At 64.6% G+C, this 19,987-nt stretch carries 18 protein-coding genes; 10 read left to right on the forward strand and 8 right to left on the reverse strand.

The window, feature by feature from the left end:
• Positions 1 to 289 precede the first annotated feature (289 nt).
• From BTM36_RS22520 to BTM36_RS22530, 3 genes are all read right to left on the reverse strand, one after another.
• Positions 290 to 940, reverse strand: coding sequence for a TetR/AcrR family transcriptional regulator (locus BTM36_RS22520; protein WP_274620108.1), 651 nt, complete (start codon positions 938 to 940; stop codon positions 290 to 292).
• Positions 941 to 1,048: 108 nt separating this feature from the next.
• Positions 1,049 to 1,753 carry a signal peptidase I gene (lepB, locus tag BTM36_RS22525; RefSeq protein ID WP_077238028.1) on the reverse strand — a complete coding sequence of 235 codons (705 nt, stop codon included), beginning with the start codon at positions 1,751 to 1,753 and terminating at the stop codon, positions 1,049 to 1,051.
• Positions 1,754 to 1,802: 49 nt separating this feature from the next.
• Entirely contained in the window at positions 1,803 to 3,197 is a 1,395-nt protein-coding gene (locus BTM36_RS22530) for a CoA transferase (protein WP_077238029.1), read from the reverse strand.
• 119 nt (positions 3,198 to 3,316) lie between these two features.
• Here BTM36_RS22530 and BTM36_RS22535 point away from each other — a divergent pair, with 119 nt between their 5' ends.
• The 7 genes from BTM36_RS22535 to BTM36_RS22565 all read left to right on the forward strand — a co-directional run bounded on the left by BTM36_RS22535 (position 3,317) and on the right by BTM36_RS22565 (position 13,930).
• The gene (locus BTM36_RS22535; RefSeq protein WP_077238030.1) at positions 3,317 to 4,501 is read left to right on the forward strand and encodes a citrate synthase family protein; all 1,185 of its coding nucleotides are present in this window, start codon (positions 3,317 to 3,319) and stop codon (positions 4,499 to 4,501) included.
• A gap of 137 nt (positions 4,502 to 4,638) precedes the next feature.
• Entirely contained in the window at positions 4,639 to 6,219 is a 1,581-nt protein-coding gene (locus BTM36_RS22540) for an efflux transporter outer membrane subunit (protein WP_139347244.1), read from the forward strand.
• A 58-nt stretch (positions 6,220 to 6,277) separates the two neighbouring features.
• A complete protein-coding gene (locus BTM36_RS22545; protein ID WP_077238032.1) occupies positions 6,278 to 7,498 on the forward strand; it encodes an efflux RND transporter periplasmic adaptor subunit in 1,221 nt (406 codons plus the stop codon).
• Positions 7,495 to 10,662 (forward strand): efflux RND transporter permease subunit, encoded by a 3,168-nt coding sequence (locus BTM36_RS22550; RefSeq protein ID WP_077238033.1) that lies wholly within the window; start codon positions 7,495 to 7,497, stop codon positions 10,660 to 10,662. The genes BTM36_RS22545 and BTM36_RS22550 overlap by 4 nt, the downstream gene beginning before the upstream one ends.
• A gap of 92 nt (positions 10,663 to 10,754) precedes the next feature.
• The gene (locus BTM36_RS22555; RefSeq protein ID WP_077238034.1) at positions 10,755 to 11,447 is read left to right on the forward strand and encodes a heavy metal response regulator transcription factor; all 693 of its coding nucleotides are present in this window, start codon (positions 10,755 to 10,757) and stop codon (positions 11,445 to 11,447) included.
• The gene (locus BTM36_RS22560; protein WP_077238035.1) at positions 11,440 to 12,885 is read left to right on the forward strand and encodes a heavy metal sensor histidine kinase; all 1,446 of its coding nucleotides are present in this window, start codon (positions 11,440 to 11,442) and stop codon (positions 12,883 to 12,885) included. Before BTM36_RS22555 ends, BTM36_RS22560 begins: the two co-directional genes overlap by 8 nt.
• Positions 12,886 to 13,003: 118 nt before the next feature.
• On the forward strand, positions 13,004 to 13,930 hold the full coding sequence (locus tag BTM36_RS22565; protein ID WP_006462303.1) for a bestrophin family protein: 927 nt from the start codon (positions 13,004 to 13,006) through the stop codon (positions 13,928 to 13,930).
• 50 nt (positions 13,931 to 13,980) lie between these two features.
• On the opposite strand, the gene BTM36_RS22570 is transcribed toward BTM36_RS22565, so the two are convergent.
• The 4 genes from BTM36_RS22570 to BTM36_RS22585 form a co-directional block, all read right to left on the reverse strand.
• Positions 13,981 to 14,376, reverse strand: a complete 396-nt coding sequence (locus tag BTM36_RS22570) for a type II toxin-antitoxin system HicB family antitoxin (protein WP_006462304.1) — start codon at positions 14,374 to 14,376, stop codon at positions 13,981 to 13,983.
• Between the two features lie 18 nt (positions 14,377 to 14,394).
• Positions 14,395 to 14,577, reverse strand: a complete 183-nt coding sequence (locus tag BTM36_RS22575; protein WP_006462305.1) for a type II toxin-antitoxin system HicA family toxin — start codon at positions 14,575 to 14,577, stop codon at positions 14,395 to 14,397.
• A gap of 276 nt (positions 14,578 to 14,853) precedes the next feature.
• Entirely contained in the window at positions 14,854 to 15,804 is a 951-nt protein-coding gene (locus BTM36_RS22580) for a glyoxylate/hydroxypyruvate reductase A (protein WP_077238036.1), read from the reverse strand.
• The gene (locus tag BTM36_RS22585; protein ID WP_006462307.1) at positions 15,801 to 16,217 is read right to left on the reverse strand and encodes a VOC family protein; all 417 of its coding nucleotides are present in this window, start codon (positions 16,215 to 16,217) and stop codon (positions 15,801 to 15,803) included. Before BTM36_RS22585 ends, BTM36_RS22580 begins: the two co-directional genes overlap by 4 nt.
• Positions 16,218 to 16,489: 272 nt before the next feature.
• Here BTM36_RS22585 and BTM36_RS22590 point away from each other — a divergent pair, with 272 nt between their 5' ends.
• Positions 16,490 to 17,314 (forward strand): universal stress protein, encoded by an 825-nt coding sequence (locus BTM36_RS22590; RefSeq protein WP_077238037.1) that lies wholly within the window; start codon positions 16,490 to 16,492, stop codon positions 17,312 to 17,314.
• 24 nt (positions 17,315 to 17,338) lie between these two features.
• Here the strand turns inward: BTM36_RS22590 and BTM36_RS22595 are convergent, their stop codons facing one another.
• A complete protein-coding gene (locus tag BTM36_RS22595) occupies positions 17,339 to 18,589 on the reverse strand; it encodes a PepSY domain-containing protein (RefSeq protein WP_006462309.1) in 1,251 nt (416 codons plus the stop codon).
• Positions 18,590 to 19,283: 694 nt separating this feature from the next.
• Here BTM36_RS22595 and BTM36_RS22600 point away from each other — a divergent pair.
• Positions 19,284 to 19,604, forward strand: coding sequence for a hypothetical protein (locus BTM36_RS22600; RefSeq protein ID WP_077238038.1), 321 nt, complete (start codon positions 19,284 to 19,286; stop codon positions 19,602 to 19,604).
• Positions 19,573 to 19,986 (forward strand): hypothetical protein, encoded by a 414-nt coding sequence (locus tag BTM36_RS22605; RefSeq protein WP_077238039.1) that lies wholly within the window; start codon positions 19,573 to 19,575, stop codon positions 19,984 to 19,986. Before BTM36_RS22600 ends, BTM36_RS22605 begins: the two co-directional genes overlap by 32 nt.
• Position 19,987: the final 1 nt, after the last annotated feature.

The raw sequence follows: 19,987 nt of genomic DNA on the forward strand, positions 1-19,987 counted from the left end.
GCCGGTGATATAAGTCCGGATCAACGTAAAGGTCAGGGAAGCGCTTGCCAAGGCAGGCACGGGGGAAGCAGCGAGCCATCGGAAAGGATGGCGGCTCGCATTTTCCATGAGAATTCCCCTCGCGCACGGCGGCGGAGAGGAAGGAGGCTGGAGCCGTTTTCTTTACAAAAAACGCCCCTTAAAACAGCCAGCACTCCTGTTTCAAAAGACAAAAAGTCAGTTTCCCAGAACCAATACGATACGTTTCGTCTCGGATTCTAGGTGCAAATTATCTACTGCTCAACAAAATTTACGCTTGTTGGCTCGAAATTTTACTGGTCGCTAAAAAGGGTTGGGACAGCGCGATGCTGCCCAGGACCAGCTTCAGTTGGGACTGGATCTGGCGTTCATCGATGTCGGCACTGCCGGTCAGGAGGCGCTGCAGCAAGGGGGCATACAGCAGATCGAAGACCAGGTTCAGGTCGGCATCATCCCTGAACTCACCGCGTTGGGCGCCGCGGCGCAGGACATTGACCAGCGCCAGGCGGCGCGGCTCAAGATAGTTGTCATTGAAGATGCGCTTGCTCTCTTCATCGAACTGGGCCAGCGCAATCATCTCGCGCACCACACGACCGGACTTGCCACGCAACAGTTGGGACAGTTGCAACATATGCAAGCCGATATCTTCCCGCGCCGAACCGCTGTCGCCGATGGCCGGCATCGGTTCCACCGCGCGCAGCAGCGCTTCCATGGCCAGGGCGCTCTTGTTGGGCCACCAGCGATAGATGGTGGCCTTGCCCACGCCAGCGCGTGCCGCCACGCCCTCCAGGGAGAGCTTGTCGAAGCCGATCTCCTCGAGCATCACATACGTGGCATCGAGGATGGCGTCATGACTGACGGCATTCCTGCGGCGACCGGTGGCCGGATCGGAGATGAAGGTGAGAGAAATGATGTGCTCCAGATGGCAATTGCATGTTTTCCGCTTCTGGTAACGGCATGCTTTTGGACAACTTGAGCAATTGACAGCAAAAAAACGCAGATTTTTACGACAACAATGGAGCAGCGCCTGTTATTGCTCTTGATGATGGATGTCGACCGGATCCAGCAGGCGGCCGAAGCGGTCCAGCCGGGGTCGGTAGCCCTTGTCCGCATCCAGCGAAAAAGCGATGCGGCTGGTGCGCCCCATCAGTTCGCTGCGGGCGAAGAAGCCGAAATAGCGCGAATCCATGCTGTTGTCGCGATTGTCGCCCAGCATCATGTAATGATCCGCCGGCACCACTACCGGGCCAAAGCTGCTGTGCAGGCTGGGATGCGATTCCGACAGGCGCACCAGATGGTTCATGCCGTCGATACGCTCGTCGCGGTAGACGGCATCATCCGCGCCGTCGCCAGCCACCGGCCTGACCTGGGCCTGGCCGTAGCTGGCCGCCTGGCCATTGATGGTGAGCACGTTGTCGCGCAGTTCCACCACGTCACCGGGCAGGCCGACGATGCGCTTGAGCAGCAGCTCCCCGGCCTGGTGCGAATCAACGGTAACGATGTCGCCGCGCTGCGGCTCGCCCAGGCGCAGCAGGCTGATATGGGTCAGCGGCAGGCGCAGGTCGTAGGCCAGCTTGTCCACCAGGATGCGGTCGCCCACCATCACGGTGGGCAGCATGGAGCCGCTGGGAACGACGTTGTAGTCGGCGATGGCACTGCGAAACACCACCATCAGGGCGATGAAGGCCAGCAGTCCCTTGTTCTGGGTCAGCAGCTTGCGGGCGGTCGAGGGCATGGTGGGTCTCCTATGACAAGGATGCACATCCTACCTCAAGCTGCCGTACTCAGCCCCAGCGTGCCGGCGCCGAGCGCAAAGGCCCGGCCGGCAGGCTCCAGTGCATGGGCGCACCAGCCACCTGCAAGGGCGCGCGCAGCCGTTGCGCCGGGCCCCAGAAGGTCTGTTCCAGGTGCGCATCCAGATCCTGCGGGCTTTCGCTAGCGAAGCCGGAATGCGCCTGCGTCACCGGATAGGCGGCCAGCAGATGGGCCGTGCGGGCCAGCGACAGGCGGTACTGGCTGCCCTGCCCGCTGGCCTGGCGCAGCGTGAGTCCGCGCACGGCAGCCGCGGCCAGCAGGTAGCCGGTGGCGTGATCGAGCGCCTGGACCGGCAGCGGGACCGGTTTGTCGCTGCCGTGCTGGCGCATGCCGGCATCGGCAATGCCGCAACTCATCTGCACCAGGCTGTCGAAGCCACGCCGGCCGGCCCAGGGGCCGCTCCAGCCGTAGGCGTCCAGTGCCACATCCACCAGGGCCGGGTTCAGGGCGCGGCGCCGGGCCGGCCCCAGGCCCAGGTGCTCCAGGGCATCGGCGCGATAACCGTGCACCAGCACATCGGCCTGGGTCAGCAGGGTTTCCAGGGTGGCGCGGTCCTGGGGCTGGTCCAGCTCCAGATGGGCGCAGCGCTTGCCGAGGGTCATTTCCGGCACCACGCCGGGCTCATTCCAGCGGGCCGGGTCGATGCGCAGGACCTCGGCGCCGAAGCCGGCCAGGCAGCGTGTGGCGGTCGGTCCGGCCAGAACCCGCGTCAGGTCCAGCACGCGCACGCCCGCCAGGGGCCGGGACGGGTCAATGCGGTGCGGCGTGGCCGGGCCGGCGTCGACCAGATGGCTGGCCACCAGCGGTTCGCCGGCCACCGCCATGCCCTGCGGATGCGCGGCCCACTGGCCCTGGCTGCGCATCTCGGCGGCACAACCGCCGTTGCCGACCACCGCCGCCTCCAGCTCGGCGCAGTGCCAGCGCGCCACCTCGCGGGCCACCTCCTCGCGATTCGCCTGCAGTGGATCCAGCCCCAGCACTGCCAGCGCCGCCGCACGATGGTGAGCAGCGTTGGTATGCAGGCGTATCCAGCCATCGCGTCCGCGATAATCGCCGGCTACCGCATCCCACAATGAAGGCCCCTGCCAGCCCTGGGGCCTCAGCGAAGACGCAAACCACATCAAGGCCAGACGGCGGTCGCATTGCACCGGCGGCAGCGGCGCGCCCCCGCTGTGGATCCACTGCGCCAGCGCCATCCCGGCCGCCGCCACCGAGGCCTGGGCCAGGTCGCTGGTGGCAAAGACCGAGGGCAAGGCACCCCCACCACTGAGGGTGACGGTCTCCAGCGCGGCCGCCGGCCCGCCCAGGGCACTCCAGATCTCGGCCAGCATGGCGTAGGCGGGTGTGGGGTCGGGCTGGGTCATGGTGGGCTCCTCAAGTAAGGTCGGTGTCGGGCAAGGGGGAATGCCTGCAGCTTACTCCGCTTGAATTAATCGTCAATATTGATTAATTTAATCAACTTATCGACCGATTTGGACCTGCCGTGAGCACCTATCTTTCTTCCGCCGATGCCGCCGCCCTGCTGGGCGTGTCGCGCCAGACCCTGTATGCCTACGTCAGCCGTGGCCTGCTGCACGCCCATCCGGGGGAAGAAGCGAGGGAAAGCCGTTACCTGGCCGCCGAAGTGGAGCGCCTGGCGGTCAACCGCACCCGTGGCCGCAAGCCACGCGAAGTGGCGCGGGCGGCGCTGGACTGGGGCTTGCCGGTATTGGAGTCGGCGCTGACGCTGATCGAAGATGGGCGCCTGTACTATCGCGGCCAGGATGCGGTGGAGTTCAGCACGCAGGCCAGCGTCGAAGAGGCCGCCGCCCTGCTCTGGGACTGCACTGTGGAAGAGGCCTTCGACCAGGCAGCGCCCTGCTTGCCCACAGGATTTGATGCACTGGCGGCGCAGTGGCATGAACGCCGCGCCGAACAGACACTGCTGCCCTTGTTCTCCCTGGCCTGTGCCGAGGACATCGGCGCGCAATGGCAATTGCCGTCGGCCCGCCGACTGGCCAGCGCCGGCCTGCTGGTGCGCCGCCTGGCAGCCTGCCTGCTGGGTAGCAGGCCCTCCACTGAACCCCTGCACCTGCAGTGCGCCCGGGCCTGGCAACTGGATGCGGTCGGTGCCGATCTGGTCAGGCGATCGCTGGTGCTGTGCGCGGACCACGAACTGAATGCCTCCGGCTTCACCGCCCGCTGCATTGCCTCCACCGGCGCCAATCTGCAGGCGTCCATCGTGGGCGGGCTGGCGGCGCTGAGCGGCCCGCTGCACGGCGGCACCACGGCCCGCGTCGAGGCGCTGCTGGAAATGCTTGAGATAGCGGCCGATCCAGCCCAGGCCCTGCGCGAACGGCTGGCACGGGGTGATGACCTGCCTGGCTTCGGCCACCATCTCTATCCGCAGGGCGATGTACGGGCTCAGGCCCTGCTGGCGGGCTTCCTCGACGCCCATCCCCGCTGGCAGCTCGCCATCACCACCGTGCGCGAACTGACCGGCCATGCCCCCTCGGTCGATTTCGCCCTGGCGGCGCTGCGCCGTCATCTGGGTCTGCCTGCGGGCAGCGCCTTCGGCCTGTTTGCGCTGGGCCGCTCGCTGGGCTGGATCGCCCACGCGCTGGAACAGGGGCGCGACGGTAGCCTGATCCGTCCCCGCGCCGCCTACACCGGTCCCCGCCCTGGCTGACAGAATTGTCATCTTGATGTCAGCCTGACGTCGAGGGCCAAGGCTTACATTAGCGCCCTAAGCAGGGGCCGGTTACGGGCGCTGAGGGGCGCCGGGGTCGGTCTGTCCGTCATCCGCAAGCCATCTCCGTGAGCCCTATGGTCGTCCCGTTTCGCCGCGTCGCAGCCAGCGTCAGTACCCGTCATTTCACTCATCCCAATAATCGAACCCCCTTCCGCGCCAAGAAGGGAATGACGGTGCTGTTGCTGGCCGCGCTGCTGGGCGGTTGTGCAGTCGGCCCGGACTACGTGCGCCCGGCCATCGACCTGCCGCAGGCCTACAAGGAAGCCGGCCCCTGGAAGCAGGCCACGCCGCGCCAGGTCGACGACCACCAGCCCTGGTGGCAAGCCTATGGCGATCCCATCCTCAATGACCTGATCACCCAGGCCAACGCCGCCAACCAGACCATCCAGCAGGCCGCCGCCCAGTATCGCCAGGCCCAGGCCACCGCCGCACTGGCCCGCGCCAGCCTGTGGCCGACCGTCGGCCTGCAGGCCGGCGCCGCGCGCGGGCAGACCAACAGCAACGGCGTGCAACGGCTGGCCGACACCTATACGGTGGGGCTCAATGCCTCGTGGGAGGCCGATGTCTGGGGCCGCATCCGACGCGGCGCCGAAGCCGGTGATGCCAGCGCCCAGGCCAGTGCGGCCAGCCTGGCGGCGGCGCGCCTGGCGATCCAGGCCACACTGGCCCAGGATTACCTGCAACTGCGCGTGACCGACCTGCAGAAGGACCTGTACCGCCGCACGGTGGAGGCCTATCGCCGCTCGCTGCAGCTGACCACCCATCAATACGAAGCCGGCACCGCCCTGCGCTCCGACGTGGCCCAGGCCGAAACCCAGTTGCGTGCCGCCCAGGCGCAGCTGATCGACCTCGACGCTACCCGCAACCAGCTGGAACACGCCATCGCCATGCTGATCGGCAAGGCGCCGGCCGCCTTCTCGCTGGCACCGGTGGCCGCCGCCACCGCCAGCGACGATGCCATGGACGCCAATGCCCAGCGCCTGCAGGCCAGCCTGCCGCAGATTCCTGCCGGCCTGCCCTCGGACCTGCTGGAACGCCGCCCCGACATCGCCAATGCCGAGCGCCTGGCCGCTGCCGCCAATGCCAACATCGGCGTGGCACGGGCGGCGTATTTCCCGACCCTCACGCTCTCCACCAGCGGCGGCTACAACAGCCCGGCCTTTGCGCAACTGTTCAACACCCCCGGCCGGGTCTGGTCGCTGGGTGCAGCGCTGGCCGAGACCCTGTTCGACGGCGGCGCCCGCAGCGCCCGCAACGATGCGGCCACGGCCGCCTTCGATGCCGCCGTGGCGCAATACAAGCAGACCGTGCTGGGTGGCCTGCAGGAAGTGGAAGACAACCTCTCCACCCTGCGCGTGCTGGACCAGGAAAGCGCGGTCCAGGCACAGGCGGTGCAATCGGCACAGCTGGCCGAACGACTGGCGATGCGCCAGTACCAGGCCGGCACCGTCACCTATCTGTCGGTGGTGACCACCCAGGCCACGTCGCTGACCAATCAGCGCAATGCCGTGACTCTGCTGGGCCGGCAACTGGTGGCCAGCGTTGCCCTGATCAAGGCCACCGGTGGTGGCTGGCAGGCAGAAGCGGCTGCAGCGGCCGGGGCCGCTGATGCTGCAACGTCGACACCTTCAGCCCCGCCGATGGCTGCCCGCTGAACGCGGCCACGCACCCATTTCCGAATCAACAGCGATCATTTCAGGACGAGTTTCAGGCATGACCACCTCACCCCAATCTCCCCAGCGCTCTCCCCTCGCCGTGTTCGTTGCCACGGCCCTGATCCTGGCGGCCGGCATCGGCGCCTGGTCCTATGTCGAACACGCCCGCGCGGCCGACCAGCCGGCCGCCAAGGCGCCGCCGCCGGTGGCCGTCTCGCTGGCGAGCGTGCAGGAACGCGACCTGCCGCTCTATCTGGCCGGCGTGGGTACGGTCACGGCCAATGCCAGCGTGGTGGTCAAGACCCGCATCGACGGCCAGCTGGACAAGGTCGGATTCAAGGAAGGTGAAGAGGTCAAGAAAGGCCAGTTGCTGGCCCAGATCGACCCGCGCGCCCTGCAGGCGCAACTGGCGCAGGCCGAGGCACAACGCGCCAAGGACGCCGCCACCCTGACCAATGCACGGCTGGACCTGCAGCGCTACACCACCCTGCGCGGCCAGGACGCGGCCACCCAGCAGCAGCTGGATACGCAAAAGGCATTGGTGGCGCAGCTGGAAGCGGCGGTCAAGACCGACGAGGCCCAGGTGGCCTATGCCAAGGTGCAATTGAGCTATACCACCATCAACGCCCCGCTCTCCGGGCGCGTGGGCGCACGTCTGGTGGACCCCGGCAACATCGTGCATGCGAGCGATGCCAATGGCCTGGTGGTGATCAACCAGATCGATCCGATCACCCTGGTCTTCACCCTGCCCGAGGAGGCGGTGGTGGCCATCAACCGCGCCCAGCGCAGCAGCCAGCAGCCGCTCAAGGTCAGCGCCTATGCTCGCGACTCGCAGGAGGTGCTAGCCACCGGCAAGCTGGTGCTGCTGGATAACCAGATCAACACCACCAGCGGCACGGTGCAGCTCAAGGCCCGCTTTGACAATGCCGAACACAAGCTGTGGCCGGGCCAGTACGTCAATGCCCGCCTGCAGATGAATTCCCACGGCAATGCCCTGACCGTGCCGGCTGCCGCCATCCAGCGCAACCAGCAGGGTACCTACGTCTATGCCATCGACCAGGACGACAAGGCCAACATGCAGCCGGTCAAGGTCGATCGCATCCAGGACGGCGTGGCCGTGCTGGCCGCCGATAGCGGCGTCGCCGCTGGCCAGCGCGTGGTCATCGACGGCCAGTACAAACTCAAGCCGGGCAGCCGCATCGTCGAGAGCAAGCCGCAGCCTGCCAAGGCCCAGAGCAGTTCCGCCGCTGGCACCGATGCGAAAGGAAACACCAAGTGAGCGTTTCCGCCGCCTTCATCAAGCGCCCCATCGGCACCACGCTGCTGGCGATCGCCATCCTGCTGGTGGGCATCGCGGTCTGGCCGCTGCTGCCGGTGGCGCCGCTGCCGCAGGTTGACTTCCCGACCATCCAGGTCACCGCGCAACTGCCCGGGGGCAGTCCCGAGACCATGGCCTCCAACGTGGCGCAGCCGCTGGAGCGCCAGTTCTCGCTCATCGCCGGGCTCTCACAGATGACCTCGCAGAGCACCCTGGGCACCACCCAGATCACCCTGCAGTTTGACCTGAACCGCAACATCGACGCCGCCGCGCTGGATGTGCAGGCGGCCATCAACGCCTCCACCGGGCAGTTGCCGTCCAACCTGCCCAACCCGCCGACCTTCCGCAAGATCAACCCGGCCGACTCGCCCATCATGATCATGTCGGTGCAGTCCGATGCGCTGCCGCTGACGGTGGTCAACGACTACGCCGACAACATCCTGGCCCAGCAGATTTCGCAGATTTCCGGCGTCGGCCTGGTCAACGTCAACGGCCAGCAGAAGCCGGCCGTGCGCATCCAGGTCGATCCGGCCAAGCTGGCCACCCTGGGCCTGAGCCTGGAAGACATCCGCGGCGTCATCGCCACCACCACCGTGAACCAGCCCAAGGGCACGGTCGATGGCGCGCGCCAGGCCTTTACCGTCTATACCAATGACCAGTTGCTCAAGGCCGACCAGTGGAACGACATGGTCCTGGCCTGGCGCAATGGCGCGCCGATCCGGGTCAAGGACATCGGCATCGCCATCGACGGACCGGAAAACAACAAGATCGCCGCCTGGGCCTTCTCGGGTGCTGCCAACACGGCGGACCACACCATCACCAACGGTCGCTCCATCGTGCTGGCCATCACCAAGCAGCCCGGCGCCAACGTGATCGAGACCGTGGGTCGCATCAAGGCCGCCATGCCGCGCCTGCGCGCAGCGATTCCGGCCGCCATCCACGTCAACACCCTGATCGACCGTACCCAGACCATCCGCGCCTCGGTGGAGGATGTGGAATTCACCCTGGTGTTGACCATCGCCCTGGTGGTGATGGTGATCTTCGTGTTCCTGCGCAACGTGGCGGCCACCCTGATCCCCTCGGTCACGGTGCCGCTGGCCATCATGGGCACGGCCGGCGTGATGTACGTGGTCGGCTATAGCCTCGACAACCTGTCGCTGATGGCCTTGACCATTGCCGTGGGCTTCGTGGTGGATGACGCCATCGTCATGCTGGAAAACATCTACCGCTACGTCGAGGAAGGCATGTCGCCGCTGGAGGCGGCCTTGAAGGGTGCGGGCGAAATCGGCTTCACCATCATCTCGATCTCGGTCTCGCTGGTGGCGGTGTTCATCCCGCTGCTGCTGATGGGCGGTATCGTCGGGCGTCTGTTCCGCGAGTTTGCGGTGACGGTCACGCTGACCATCGGCGTGTCGGTGGTGATCTCGCTGACCTTGACACCCATGCTGTGCTCGCGCTTCCTCAAGAACGAACACGGCCAGCGCCACGGCAAGCTGTATCAATGGTTCGAACGCTGCTTCGACGCCATGCTGGCCGGCTACAAGCGCGGGCTGGATGTGGTGATGAAGCACCAGTTCATCACGCTCATGAGCTTCCTGGCGACGGTGGCGCTGACGGTGGTGCTGTTCATCTTCATCCCCAAGGGTTTCTTCCCGCAGCAGGACAATGGCGTCATCGTCGGCTTTGCCGAATCCTCGCAGGACACTTCCTCGGCGGCCATGCATGAACGCCTGCTGAAGGTGGCCGACGTGGTGCGCCAGGACCCGGACGTGATCGGCTTTGCCATGAGCGCCGGTTCCACCACCTTCAACACCGGGCAGTTCTTCATCGCCCTGAAACCCAAGGACCAGGGGCGCACCACCAATGCCGACGAGATCATCGCCCGCCTGCGACCCAAGGTGGCACGCGTACAAGGGGTGAACCTGTTCATGCAGGCCAGCCAGGACATCAACGTCGGTGGCCGCCTTTCGCGCACCCAGTACCAGTACACCGTCACCGATACCGACCTCGATGAGCTCAACGTCTGGGCGCCGCGCATGCTGGAGCGTTTCCGCCAGCTGCCGCAGCTGACCGATGTAGCCTCGGACCAGCAGAACCAGGCGGCGGCGGCCGTCATCACCATCGACCGCGCCCGCGCCTCCAGCTTCGGCATCTCGCCGGCCTTGATCGACGCCACCATCTATGACGCCATCGGCCAGCGCCAGGTCGCGCAGTATTTCACGCAGATCAACAGCTATCGCGTGATCCTGGAAGTGACGCCGCAGCTGCAGAAGGACCCGGCCCTGTTCGACAAGCTCTACCTGACCTCGCCCCTGACCGGGCAGCAGGTGCCGCTGTCGACCTTCGTCAAGGTCGATACGAGCAAGACCTCCTACCTCTCGATCAGCCACCAGAGCCAGTTCCCGGCGGTGACGATTTCCTTCAACCTGGCCAAGGGCGTGTCCCTGGGCGAGGCGGTGGACATTATCCAGAAGACCAAGGACGAGATGGGCGTGCCGCAGACGCTGGTCGGCAATTTCCAGGGGACGGCCAAGGCCTTCGGCGATTCGCTGTCGTCCCAACCCTACCTGATCGCGGCCGCACTGATCGCGGTCTACATCGTGCTGGGCCTGCTCTATGAGAGCTACATCCACCCGCTGACGATTCTCTCGACCCTGCCCTCGGCCGGCGTGGGCGCCCTGCTGATCCTGATGATAGGCGGCTACGACCTGTCGGTGATCGCGCTGATCGGCATCATCCTGCTGATCGGTATCGTCAAGAAGAACGGCATCATGATGATCGACTTCGCCCTCACCGCCGAGCGCAGCCAGGGCATGAAGCCGGAAGAGGCGATCTACCAGGCCTGCCTGTTGCGCTTCCGCCCCATCATGATGACCACCATGTGCGCCCTGCTGTCGGGCCTGCCGCTGATGCTGGGCCATGGCGCCGGCTCTGAACTGCGCCGGCCGCTGGGCTATGCCATGGTGGGCGGACTGGTGCTGTCGCAAGCACTGACCCTGTTCACCACCCCGGTGGTCTACCTCTACCTGGACCGCGCGCACTACTGGTATGAACGCAAGAAGAAGGCGCGCCAGGCACGCAAGGCCGCCCGCCTGGCCCAACAGCCGCCGCAGGTAGAACATTGAAACAAGACCACACCGATAAAAAGCCGGGACGGTAGAATCCGGCATGGGCTGACGCCGGGCGATCCTGTCCCGGCGCAGGCTATGGAGACCGCATGAAGATCCTGATAGTCGAAGACGAACAAAAGATGTCCGAATACCTCTGCAAGGGCTTGACCGAGCAGGGATGCGCGGTCGATCTGGCCTCCAACGGGGTGGATGGACAGCACCTGGCGATCCAGCATGACTACGACGTCATCGTGCTCGACGTCATGCTGCCGGGACTGGATGGCTTTGCCGTGCTGCGCTCGCTGCGTACGGTCAAGCAGACCCCGGTCATCATGCTGACCGCCCGCGACAGCGTGGAAGACCGCATCAAGGGCTTGCATGACGGCGCTGACGACTACCTGATCAAGCCCTTTTCCTTCCTGGAACTGCTGGCCCGCCTGCAGGCCCTGACCCGGCGCGGCCGCGCGCAGGAGCCGGCGCAACTGCGCATCGGCGACCTGCAGATCGACCTGCTCTCGCGCAAGGCCTTTCGCGGTGGCCTGCGCATCGACCTCACGGCCAAGGAATTCGCCCTGCTGGCGGTGATGGCGCGGCGCCAGGGTGAGATCCTGTCCAAGACCGCCATTGCCGAACTGGTCTGGGACATGAACTTCGACAGCAACACCAACGTGGTCGAAGTCGCCATCAAGCGCCTGCGCGCCAAGATCGACGCGCCCTTCGAACAGAAACTGCTGCATACCGTGCGCGGCATGGGATACGTGCTGGAGCCCCGGGCTGCGGCCGAAGCCGGCGATGACTGAGCCCGATCTCCAGACCGTCCCGGCGGCGCAACCGCCCCGCCGGCGCCGCCTGCCGCTGCGGCAATCGATCACGGCGCGCCTGGTGTTGATGTCGGCCGCCTCGGCCCTGCTGATCTTCGCCGTCGCTGGCGTGGTGCTCTACACCGTCCTCAAGGGCGAATTGCTGCGCCACGAGCGCGACGCCCTCTTCACCACCCTCAACGACATCAGCTACCAGATCGAGCGCGCCGGCAACACCGAGCGCTGGGGACGCGTGCAGCTGAAGCTCTCCACCCTGTCGCAGGCGGACCAGCACGTGTTCTTCTGGATCGCCAGCGACGACCCGCGCTTTACCTATGGCGACCTCACCCGCCTGACCCCGGCCGCCATCACCCACGACGACGGCAAGGTGGTCGGCCGCCTGCATCTGCCGGGACGCCGCTTCCCCCTGCACATCATGACGCGCACCCTGCCGGCCTTCGAGGAGCGCCCCGAAGTGCGGGTCACGGTGGGCGTGGATGGAGAACCCTACTTCGAGATGCGCCGTACCTTCCTGCTGGGGACCAGCATTTCCTCGCTGTTGGGCATCGTGTTGGCTGTCATCTCCAGCTACTGGATCGCCCGCGCCGGTCTGGCACCGCTGCGCCGCATGTCGGTCCGCGCCCAGAGCTTTTCGCCACGCAAGCTGTCGGCGCGCATGCCGGTGGAAGCATTGCCGGAAGAACTGTCGGTCCTGGCCGACGCCTTCAATGGCGCGCTGGAACGCATCGAACAGGCCTATACCCAACTGGAAGCCTTCAATGCCGACGTGGCCCATGAACTGCGCACGCCCCTGGCCAACCTGATCGGCGAGACCCAGGTGGCGCTGGCACGCGAGCGCAGCGCGGGCGAGTTCAAGGACGTGCTGCAATCGAACCTGGAAGAACTGGACCGCATCCGTTCCATCGTCAACGACATGCTGTTTCTGGCCCGCTCCGACCAGGGCGAGGCCGCCACCGCCCGGGTGCCGGCGCGGGTGGCTGCGGAGGTGCAGAAGACTGCCGATTTCTTCGAGTTCGTACTGGACGATGCCGGCATGGGCATCACGGTCGCCGGCGATACCCAGGCCACGGCCACCATGGAAACGGCGCTCTTCAAGCGGGCACTGACCAACCTGATCCAGAACGCCATCCAGCATTCACCACAAGGCGCAATGCTGCGCATTGATATTTCCGCAGGTGAAGAAATGGTCAGGGTGGCGGTCACCAATCCCGGCCCCGCCATCGACGAACAGCACCTGCCGCGCCTGTTTGACCGCTTCTACCGGGTCGACAGCGCCCGCCAGGACATCAACGGCAGCCATGGCCACGGCCTGGGGCTGGCCATCGTCAAGGCGGTGGCACGCATGCATGGCGGGCGGGCCTTCGCCAGCAGCGGCGGCGGACATAACACCATCGGATTCACCATCGCCCGTCAGTAAGGGCTGGACGGCGGTCCGCTGTATGTGCGGACGCTGGCGTCATCTGTCTACGCTTGCCGGGGCGGCGCGGAATTAACATGGGGCTTCGACTTTTTCGTTCCTGTTCCGGGAAGCCAATATGATCGTTCGCCCCCAGCCCCACTGGTTCCGCATGCTCTTCGTCTGGAACGGCTCGGTGCTGCGCACCATCATGCCGCAGATGCTGATGATGACGGCCTTCTCCACCCTGGCGGTGTTGACCGACGGCAAGATCTTCGGCGACAAGCTGCCGCTGAACACCTCCACCTTCACCCTGCTGGGCGTGGCGCTGGCGATCTTCCTGGGCTTTCGCAACAGCGCCAGCTATGACCGCTACTGGGAGGGCCGCAAGATCTGGGGTGCCCTGCTGATTGCAGCGCGGGCGCTGGCGTCGCAGGGCTTGCGCTATGGCGTGACGGGCGAGGATGCCGCCCACAAGAAGCTGTTCATCCGTCGCATCATCGCATTGGCCTATGCGCTCAAGCACCAGTTGCGCAAGACTTCACCACGAGAGGACATGGCGCGCCTGCTGCCGGGCGCGGCTGAGGCCGATGCAGCAGCCGGCACGGTGCAATACCTCCCGGTGTACCAGATGGACCAGCTGCGCGCCATGCTGGCCCAGGCCAACCGGCAGGGAAGGCTCAGCGACACTGGCCTGTGGACCTGCGACCAGCAGCTCAACGAGATCAACCACTGCATCGGCGCCAGCGAGCGCATCGCCTCCACGCCCATCCCCTTTGCCTACGGCGTGCTGCTGCACCGGACCGTCTACATCTATTGCCTGCTGCTGCCGTTCGGGCTGGTCGATGCCATCGGCGTTGCCACACCGCTGATTTCGGTCTTCGTCTCCTACACCTTCCTGGCGCTGGAAGCCATCGCCAGCGAAATCTCCCTGCCCTTCGCCTGCTCCCCCAATGGCCTGGCGCTGGACGCCATCAGCCTGGAAATCGAGCGATCTTTGCTGGAACTGGCGGGCGAACCGCTGCCACCGGCGGCAGCGTGCGGGAAGGATTATCGGCTGGATTGAGGGAGGGGCGGCGGAGCACAGTAATTGCTGCGGGAGTCCTCAACAGGACGTCAGCGGCTGGCGACCTGCATTTCATGTTCTGCCGCCAGGGCCAGAAAGGCAGAACGCGACATACTGCGCGCCTGAGCAACGGCATCGATGCGTTTTACCAGGCTCTGCGGCAGGCTGACGTTGAGCCGTATCGCCTTGGCGTTGACGCGTGACAAATCAATCTCTACCAGCATCCAGTAGCCGCCCTGGAATTGCGCATCATCGGACCAGTCTTCGGGCGCGCTAGGCCGAGGGATGGGCTCTGTCTCGCCGTGAAAGTGCACTTCCACCGCCTCTTGTGCAGCGGCCGGCAGGTCCTGCAAATCGTCCGCTCCCGCAAAGCAGCCAGGAAAGTCGGGGAAGGCCGCACCATAGGCGCTATTGGCATCCTTGTGAACGTAGATTGGATAAAGCACGGGGTTCTCCTGATGGCCTTACTTCAGGCCGGCTTGCCTGAAAATACTTTTCTGGGTTGCCAAGGGCAGATCTTTCTTGGGATGCGGCACCGTCACCTTGCCGGGCTTGGTCGAATGTTTGAACTGGTAATGTGAGCCTGCTGTATGCACCAGGTACCAGCCGTCGGCCTTGAGTCGTTTGATGAGGGATGCGCTGTCCATGCACAGCAAGATAGATTCTACACACGATTACACAACATGGACCTTCGGGCAATATAGCGAGTATCTTGCCCGCATGCTTGAGGAACCGTTTCAGTAAGTCGGGCGTAAATGCATCACGTCCCGTCGCGCAATCGTGCTCGTGCAAACTCCCCTTCCCCACGCGGTCTGCCAACTCCCACCCACACACTATCTGAGCCCGGACGCTTGTGACTTTCTCTGCGTCGCTAAGGAACATCGGTTCCAGCCTGAGGTTGAGATATTCAGCAAAAAATACCGTTAATAACCGCGCGCCAAATCCACATTGGCTGGAATCTCCCCACTCTCCCGGTAATACCGGATATTCCCCGCCACAATGGTCGAGGCCGTGGCGGCATCCGTGGGGGCCGAGCAATGCGGCAAGACCGTCACCGCGGGATGGGTCCATTGCCAGGAAGCCGGCGGCAGGGGCTCGGTGGCGAACACGTCCAGCACCGCATGTTTCAGCTGGCCGGCATCCAGTGCCTGGCGCAGCGCGCCGTCGTCGATGATGGGGCCACGGGCGAAGTTGATCAGTTGTGCCTGTGGTGGCAACAAGGCCAGGCGCGCCGCATCCAGCAGGCCACGGGTGTCGTTGGTCAGCGGCAGCAGGCAGACCAGGATATCGCTGCGTGAGAGCAGTTGCGTCAGCCCTTCCATGCCGCTGAAGGTCTCCACGCCGTCCAGCTGGCGCGGACTGCGGCTCCAACCCGCCACCGGGAAGCGCGCCTGGCGCAGTGCCACGGCGGCTGCCTCGCCCAGCGCGCCCAGGCCCAGCAGGCCGATGCGACGCTGTTCCGGTGCGACGTAGTCCAGCTGCTGCCAGCGCTGCTCGCGCTGCTGCTGCGCATAGCGCGGCATGTCGCGATGCAGGTAGAGCGTCCAGGCCAGCACGGCCTCGGCCATGGTCGCCGCCAGCCGGGGATCGACCAGCCGGGTGATCTGCAGGTTGGACTGACCAAGATCGGCCACCAGCCGTTCCACCCCCGCCCACACGCTATGCACCCACTGCAGTTGCGGCAACTGCTTCAGCTGGGCCGGGTCCGGGTTGGCGACGATGGCCAGGCGGCACTGGGCGCGCTGGGCGTCGTCCAGATCGGCGAAGGCCACCACTTGCTCCTCCGGCATGGCATTGCGCAAGGCCTGCAGCCAGGCGGCGACCGAGGCAGCATCGCCCTGGCTGACGAAGGGGATAGTCGTGCCTTGACTCATTTGGCGTACACCTGTGCCAGGCTCCTGAAGCCTTTCACCTCGATGGGGTTGCCAGAGGGGTCGAGGAAGAACATGGTCGCCTGTTCGCCCGGCTCACCGGCGAAGCGGATCTGCGGCTTGAGCACGAATTCGACCTGGCCGCTGGCCGTCAGCCGATCAGCCAGTTGCTGCCACTCGGGCAGCTCGAGGATCACACCCAGGTGTGGCATGGGGACCATGTGCTCACCGACCTTGCCGGTGTTGCTCACCGCGAAGGGTTGCCCCAGGTGCAAGGAGAGCTGATGGCCGAAGAAGTCGATGTCGACCCAGGTGTCGGTACTGCGGCCCTCTTCGCAACCCAGCAGGTCGCAATAGAAGCGGCGCGACTGGTCGAGGTCGCGCACGTGGTAGGCAAGATGGAAGATCGATGGCATGCAAGCTCCTCGCTGAGGCAATGACGCAATGTCGGGTGACGGAAAGACCGCAAAGCTGACAAGGATAACCCAGCCAGCGCCACCGCACTGCAAGCGCCTATCGTTGGCGCGCCGAATTCTGCCCGCGAAGTGATGCCGGCCGCGATTGACATGTGTCAATCAGCGCCGCATTTGCGCTGGACGCCCGGGCAGGAGCGGCCTAGTCTGGATACATGGCGTCCCGCCCCGGATGCCGTCCCACCTGATCTACCCGATATTTCCGAGGAGTCACCATGAGCTACAAGTCCATCCTGGTCCATGTCGACCAGTCGCGCCACGCCGCCCAGCGCATCCGCATCGCCGCCGAACTGGCCCGCGCCCAGCAGGCGCACCTGATCGGCAGCGCCGTCAGCGGCATCTCCAGTTTCATCACGATGGAAGGCGCCGCCTATGTGGCCGCGCAGATGGATGGCTTCCGCGACCGCGCCCTGGCGGCCCTGGAGAGCTTCGACAAGATCGCCAACAGCGTGGGCGTGCCTTCCTGCGAGAAGCGCTTCGTCGACGACGACGCCGAAGGTGGCCTGGCGCTGCAAGCCCGCTATGCCGACCTGGTGGTGGTCAGCCAGGCCGACCTGGACGATGCCGACGACAGTTTCCTCACCGACCTGCCCGAATATGTGATGTTGAATGCACCGCGCCCGGTGCTGATCATCCCCAGCGCCGGCGAATTCAAGCACGTCGGCAAGAACGCACTGATCGCCTGGGACGGCAGCATGGAATCCACCCGCGCCATCACTGCTGCCCTGCCGCTGCTACGCCAGGCCGACAACGTGACGGTGGTGATCTTCAATTCCGACAAGCGCCTGGGCACCCATGGCGAGCAACCCGGCGCCGACATCGCGCTCTATCTGGCGCGCCATGGCGTGAAGGTGGAAGTGGCGCAGGAACAGACCCCGTTGGACATCGGCAACGCCCTGCTCTCGCTGGCCGCCGACAAGGGTTCCGACCTGCTGGTCATGGGCGGCTACGGCCACACCCGCTTCCGTGAAGTGCTGCTGGGCGGGGTCACGCTGACCATCCTCAAGACCATGACGCTGCCGGTCCTGATGGCGCACTGACGCACAGACGCGGCGCTGATCCGCTTACCGCAGTTCCGCCACCGGCCCCTCGCGGGCCGGTGTCTTTTGTGCAGCCAGCCGTTCACGCTGCTGCAGTCGTGCCTTGCGCTTGCGCACCCAGATGATCACCCCGGTCACCGACAGCATGGCCACCAGCGCCCCCAGCAGGGATACCATCACCCGCCCGGCCAGCCCCAGGATACGGCCCGAATGCAGCGGGAACTGGGCCTGCAGGAAGATATCCCCGGCACTACCCCGGCCTGGAATCTTGCCACCCTCATAGGCGCCCGTCATGGCATCGAAATACAGCCAGGCATTGCCCAGCCCGACGTCGCCATGGTCATTGCCCGGCTGGAAGAAGCCGACCCCATAGACGCCGAACATGCCGGAATAGAAGACTCCACCCACCGGCTCATCCAATCCCAGCTTCTGCCCTTGCGCCCGGCCCAGCGCCACCACCTCTTCCCGCGAGATGCGCGGCTCCGGCACCTTGTCTGCCGCCAGCGGCGTGCGCGTCTCAAACGGACCGGCGGTCAGCGTGGAGACCGTCTGCAGGATCGGCCGCATCACCTGGCGCTCCAGGTTCATCGACACCGAGGTCACCGCCAGCACCAGCAGCAGGCCCCAGACCCACACGCCCCCGGAACGATGCAGATCGAAATTGAGCTTGTGCCCGCCTTCACGCCAGCGGAAAGCCAGCGACTTGCGCCAGCTCCGCCAGTTGGGGAAGGACAGGTAGAGCGCGATGAAGCAGTCCAGCATCCAGACGATACCGATGATGCCCATGAGCCAGATACCGGTCTCGATGCCGCCCATATCAGGCAGATGCATCGTGTAGTGCAGCTTGTAGAGGAAGGGCAGCAGGTTTTCCCGTGACAGCGAGATGGCACCCCACATGCGCCGGCCCTGGATCTCGGCGGTGACCGGATCGACGGCGATCTGGTTGTAATCCAGGGCAAATGGCTTGCCGGTGGCCGGGTCCAGGCGCGGCTCGACCATCATCCCGATGGTATGGCCCGGCTCGGCCTCGGTCAGCACATAGGTCACCCGCAGGCGCGGTTCGGCCTGCTCCACCCTGCGCGCCAGCTCCAGGCCGGGCAACGGCGCCCCGGCACCGGGCTGATCGGCACTGCGGGCATTGAACAGCTGCGGATTGAGCCAGGCGTCGAGTTCGTGGTCCCAGGAAATCAGCGCCCCGGTGGCACCGGCGATGAACAGGAACACGGCAACGGCAAGGCCGAACCAGCGGTGGAGGAGAACGAGCAATGCGCGCATGAGGGTCAGTAAGGCTGATTGGGCAGGTGGCTAAACCGCAGAACGATAGAACGGCTGAGCGGAAATGTCGGGCTGAATCAGGCCGCCAGCCCATCGAGGGGGTGGCCAGCGGCAAGCTACAGCATTGACTTCCCGTGCAGACAGATGACGCACTCACCCGAAAAGGCAGCACGATCAAAAATTTCCCTTCACCATTCAATTATTAAATAAGAACGAGAATGGTTACTATTAATTGTAAGAAATCTGAAGGCAAAAGGAAACCACCGTGTACAGTTTTTTGCATCCGCTCGCTTCGTCGGCCCTCCCCGTGACACGCTGGCCCATTTTCTGGCGCATCGAATCCCTTCGAGCCTGAATCGCAAGAATTACCGTATTTCCATCCTTCCTTCGGTGGCGGTGCTCAAGGCCGATGGGTTGACGCTACTGTCGCTGCTTTTTTGACTACAAAGGAGCAGCACGTGTCCAAAGCCATCATCCGGGCGGGAGACCCGACCTCCCACGGCGGCACCGCGAAGGACGGATTCCCCCATTTCGAGCTGTACGGCAAAGCAAAGGGCATAGCTTCCACGACAGCATGGGCTTGGTCTTATGGCTATCAACACGGGGGAAGCTAAAAGGTGGAAGCTGAACTTAAGCGGCGGCTAGAGCTGGACAGGCGTTTGGTCAAAAAGAACTTTTATCCGAAGAGATGACAATGACGCTTCCCCAATGGTTAAAGGGCGTCATCCTCGGATCGCTTGTCAGCTATTTTGGACACGCGCTCCTGATCGATCCACGGTTTCATTTCTCAACTATCGATCTTGAAAAAGTAGAGTTCGTCTCGGAACGACTCGACGTCTTCAAGACCCAGGATTCTAAGGAAGTGGCCTTTACCGTCTTCAAGGAAACGGAATGCTACCGCCTTTACGAAATAACCTGGTCTTTCGGCGTATTCGACCCAAAGGACGGAACGACCCTGGAAGAGTTCATCATCTGCCCGGGCCTTGGCACGGGCTGGTTACGAGACGGCATATGAATTCATCTTTGCCTCGTCACTTGCTCCCGATATCCAGCGCTGCATCATCGCGAGGGAATCCATGACAATAAAATCACTATTGATCGGCGCAGCCATCGCCGCTCCCATTGCGCTCTACTGCAAACTGATCCTTGTCCCTCCCGACTTCTGGCACGGCCCAGTCGATGTGGTGGCTTTTCGCATCGTCTCGGAGAAGATCACCGTCTTCAAGAACAGGCTCTACACGCAGGCTGCGTTTGAAGCCAGCAAGGGCATGCTCTGCTATCGCCTGGAAGATGACTCCCATTCCTTTGTGATCGTGGACTTCAAGGACGCAACGACAAAGGAGTTCCTGTTGCTGTGCCCGGGCTACGGCGCAGGCTGGAGCAGGGACGGCATCTGAG

The sequence above is a fragment of the Herbaspirillum sp. VT-16-41 genome (assembly GCF_001994935.1).
GTDB classification, from domain to species: Bacteria; Pseudomonadota; Gammaproteobacteria; order Burkholderiales; family Burkholderiaceae_D; genus Herbaspirillum; species Herbaspirillum frisingense.

Bases quoted from the DNA above. Each gene is read 5' to 3' on its own strand.
- lepB (WP_077238028.1), bottom strand. From the start codon at position 1,753: ATGCCCTCGACCGCCCGCAAGCTGCTGACCCAGAACAAGGGACTGCTG.
- BTM36_RS22530 (WP_077238029.1), bottom strand. From the start codon at position 3,197: ATGACCCAGCCCGACCCCACACCCGCCTACGCCATGCTGGCCGAGATC.
- BTM36_RS22540 (WP_139347244.1), top strand. From the start codon at position 4,639: ATGGTCGTCCCGTTTCGCCGCGTCGCAGCCAGCGTCAGTACCCGTCAT.
- BTM36_RS22545 (WP_077238032.1), top strand. From the start codon at position 6,278: ATGACCACCTCACCCCAATCTCCCCAGCGCTCTCCCCTCGCCGTGTTC.
- BTM36_RS22555 (WP_077238034.1), top strand. From the start codon at position 10,755: ATGAAGATCCTGATAGTCGAAGACGAACAAAAGATGTCCGAATACCTC.
- BTM36_RS22560 (WP_077238035.1), top strand. From the start codon at position 11,440: ATGACTGAGCCCGATCTCCAGACCGTCCCGGCGGCGCAACCGCCCCGC.
- BTM36_RS22565 (WP_006462303.1), top strand. From the start codon at position 13,004: ATGATCGTTCGCCCCCAGCCCCACTGGTTCCGCATGCTCTTCGTCTGG.
- BTM36_RS22575 (WP_006462305.1), bottom strand. From the start codon at position 14,577: ATGGACAGCGCATCCCTCATCAAACGACTCAAGGCCGACGGCTGGTAC.
- BTM36_RS22580 (WP_077238036.1), bottom strand. From the start codon at position 15,804: ATGAGTCAAGGCACGACTATCCCCTTCGTCAGCCAGGGCGATGCTGCC.
- BTM36_RS22585 (WP_006462307.1), bottom strand. From the start codon at position 16,217: ATGCCATCGATCTTCCATCTTGCCTACCACGTGCGCGACCTCGACCAG.
- BTM36_RS22590 (WP_077238037.1), top strand. From the start codon at position 16,490: ATGAGCTACAAGTCCATCCTGGTCCATGTCGACCAGTCGCGCCACGCC.
- BTM36_RS22595 (WP_006462309.1), bottom strand. From the start codon at position 18,589: ATGCGCGCATTGCTCGTTCTCCTCCACCGCTGGTTCGGCCTTGCCGTT.
- BTM36_RS22600 (WP_077238038.1), top strand. From the start codon at position 19,284: ATGACGCTTCCCCAATGGTTAAAGGGCGTCATCCTCGGATCGCTTGTC.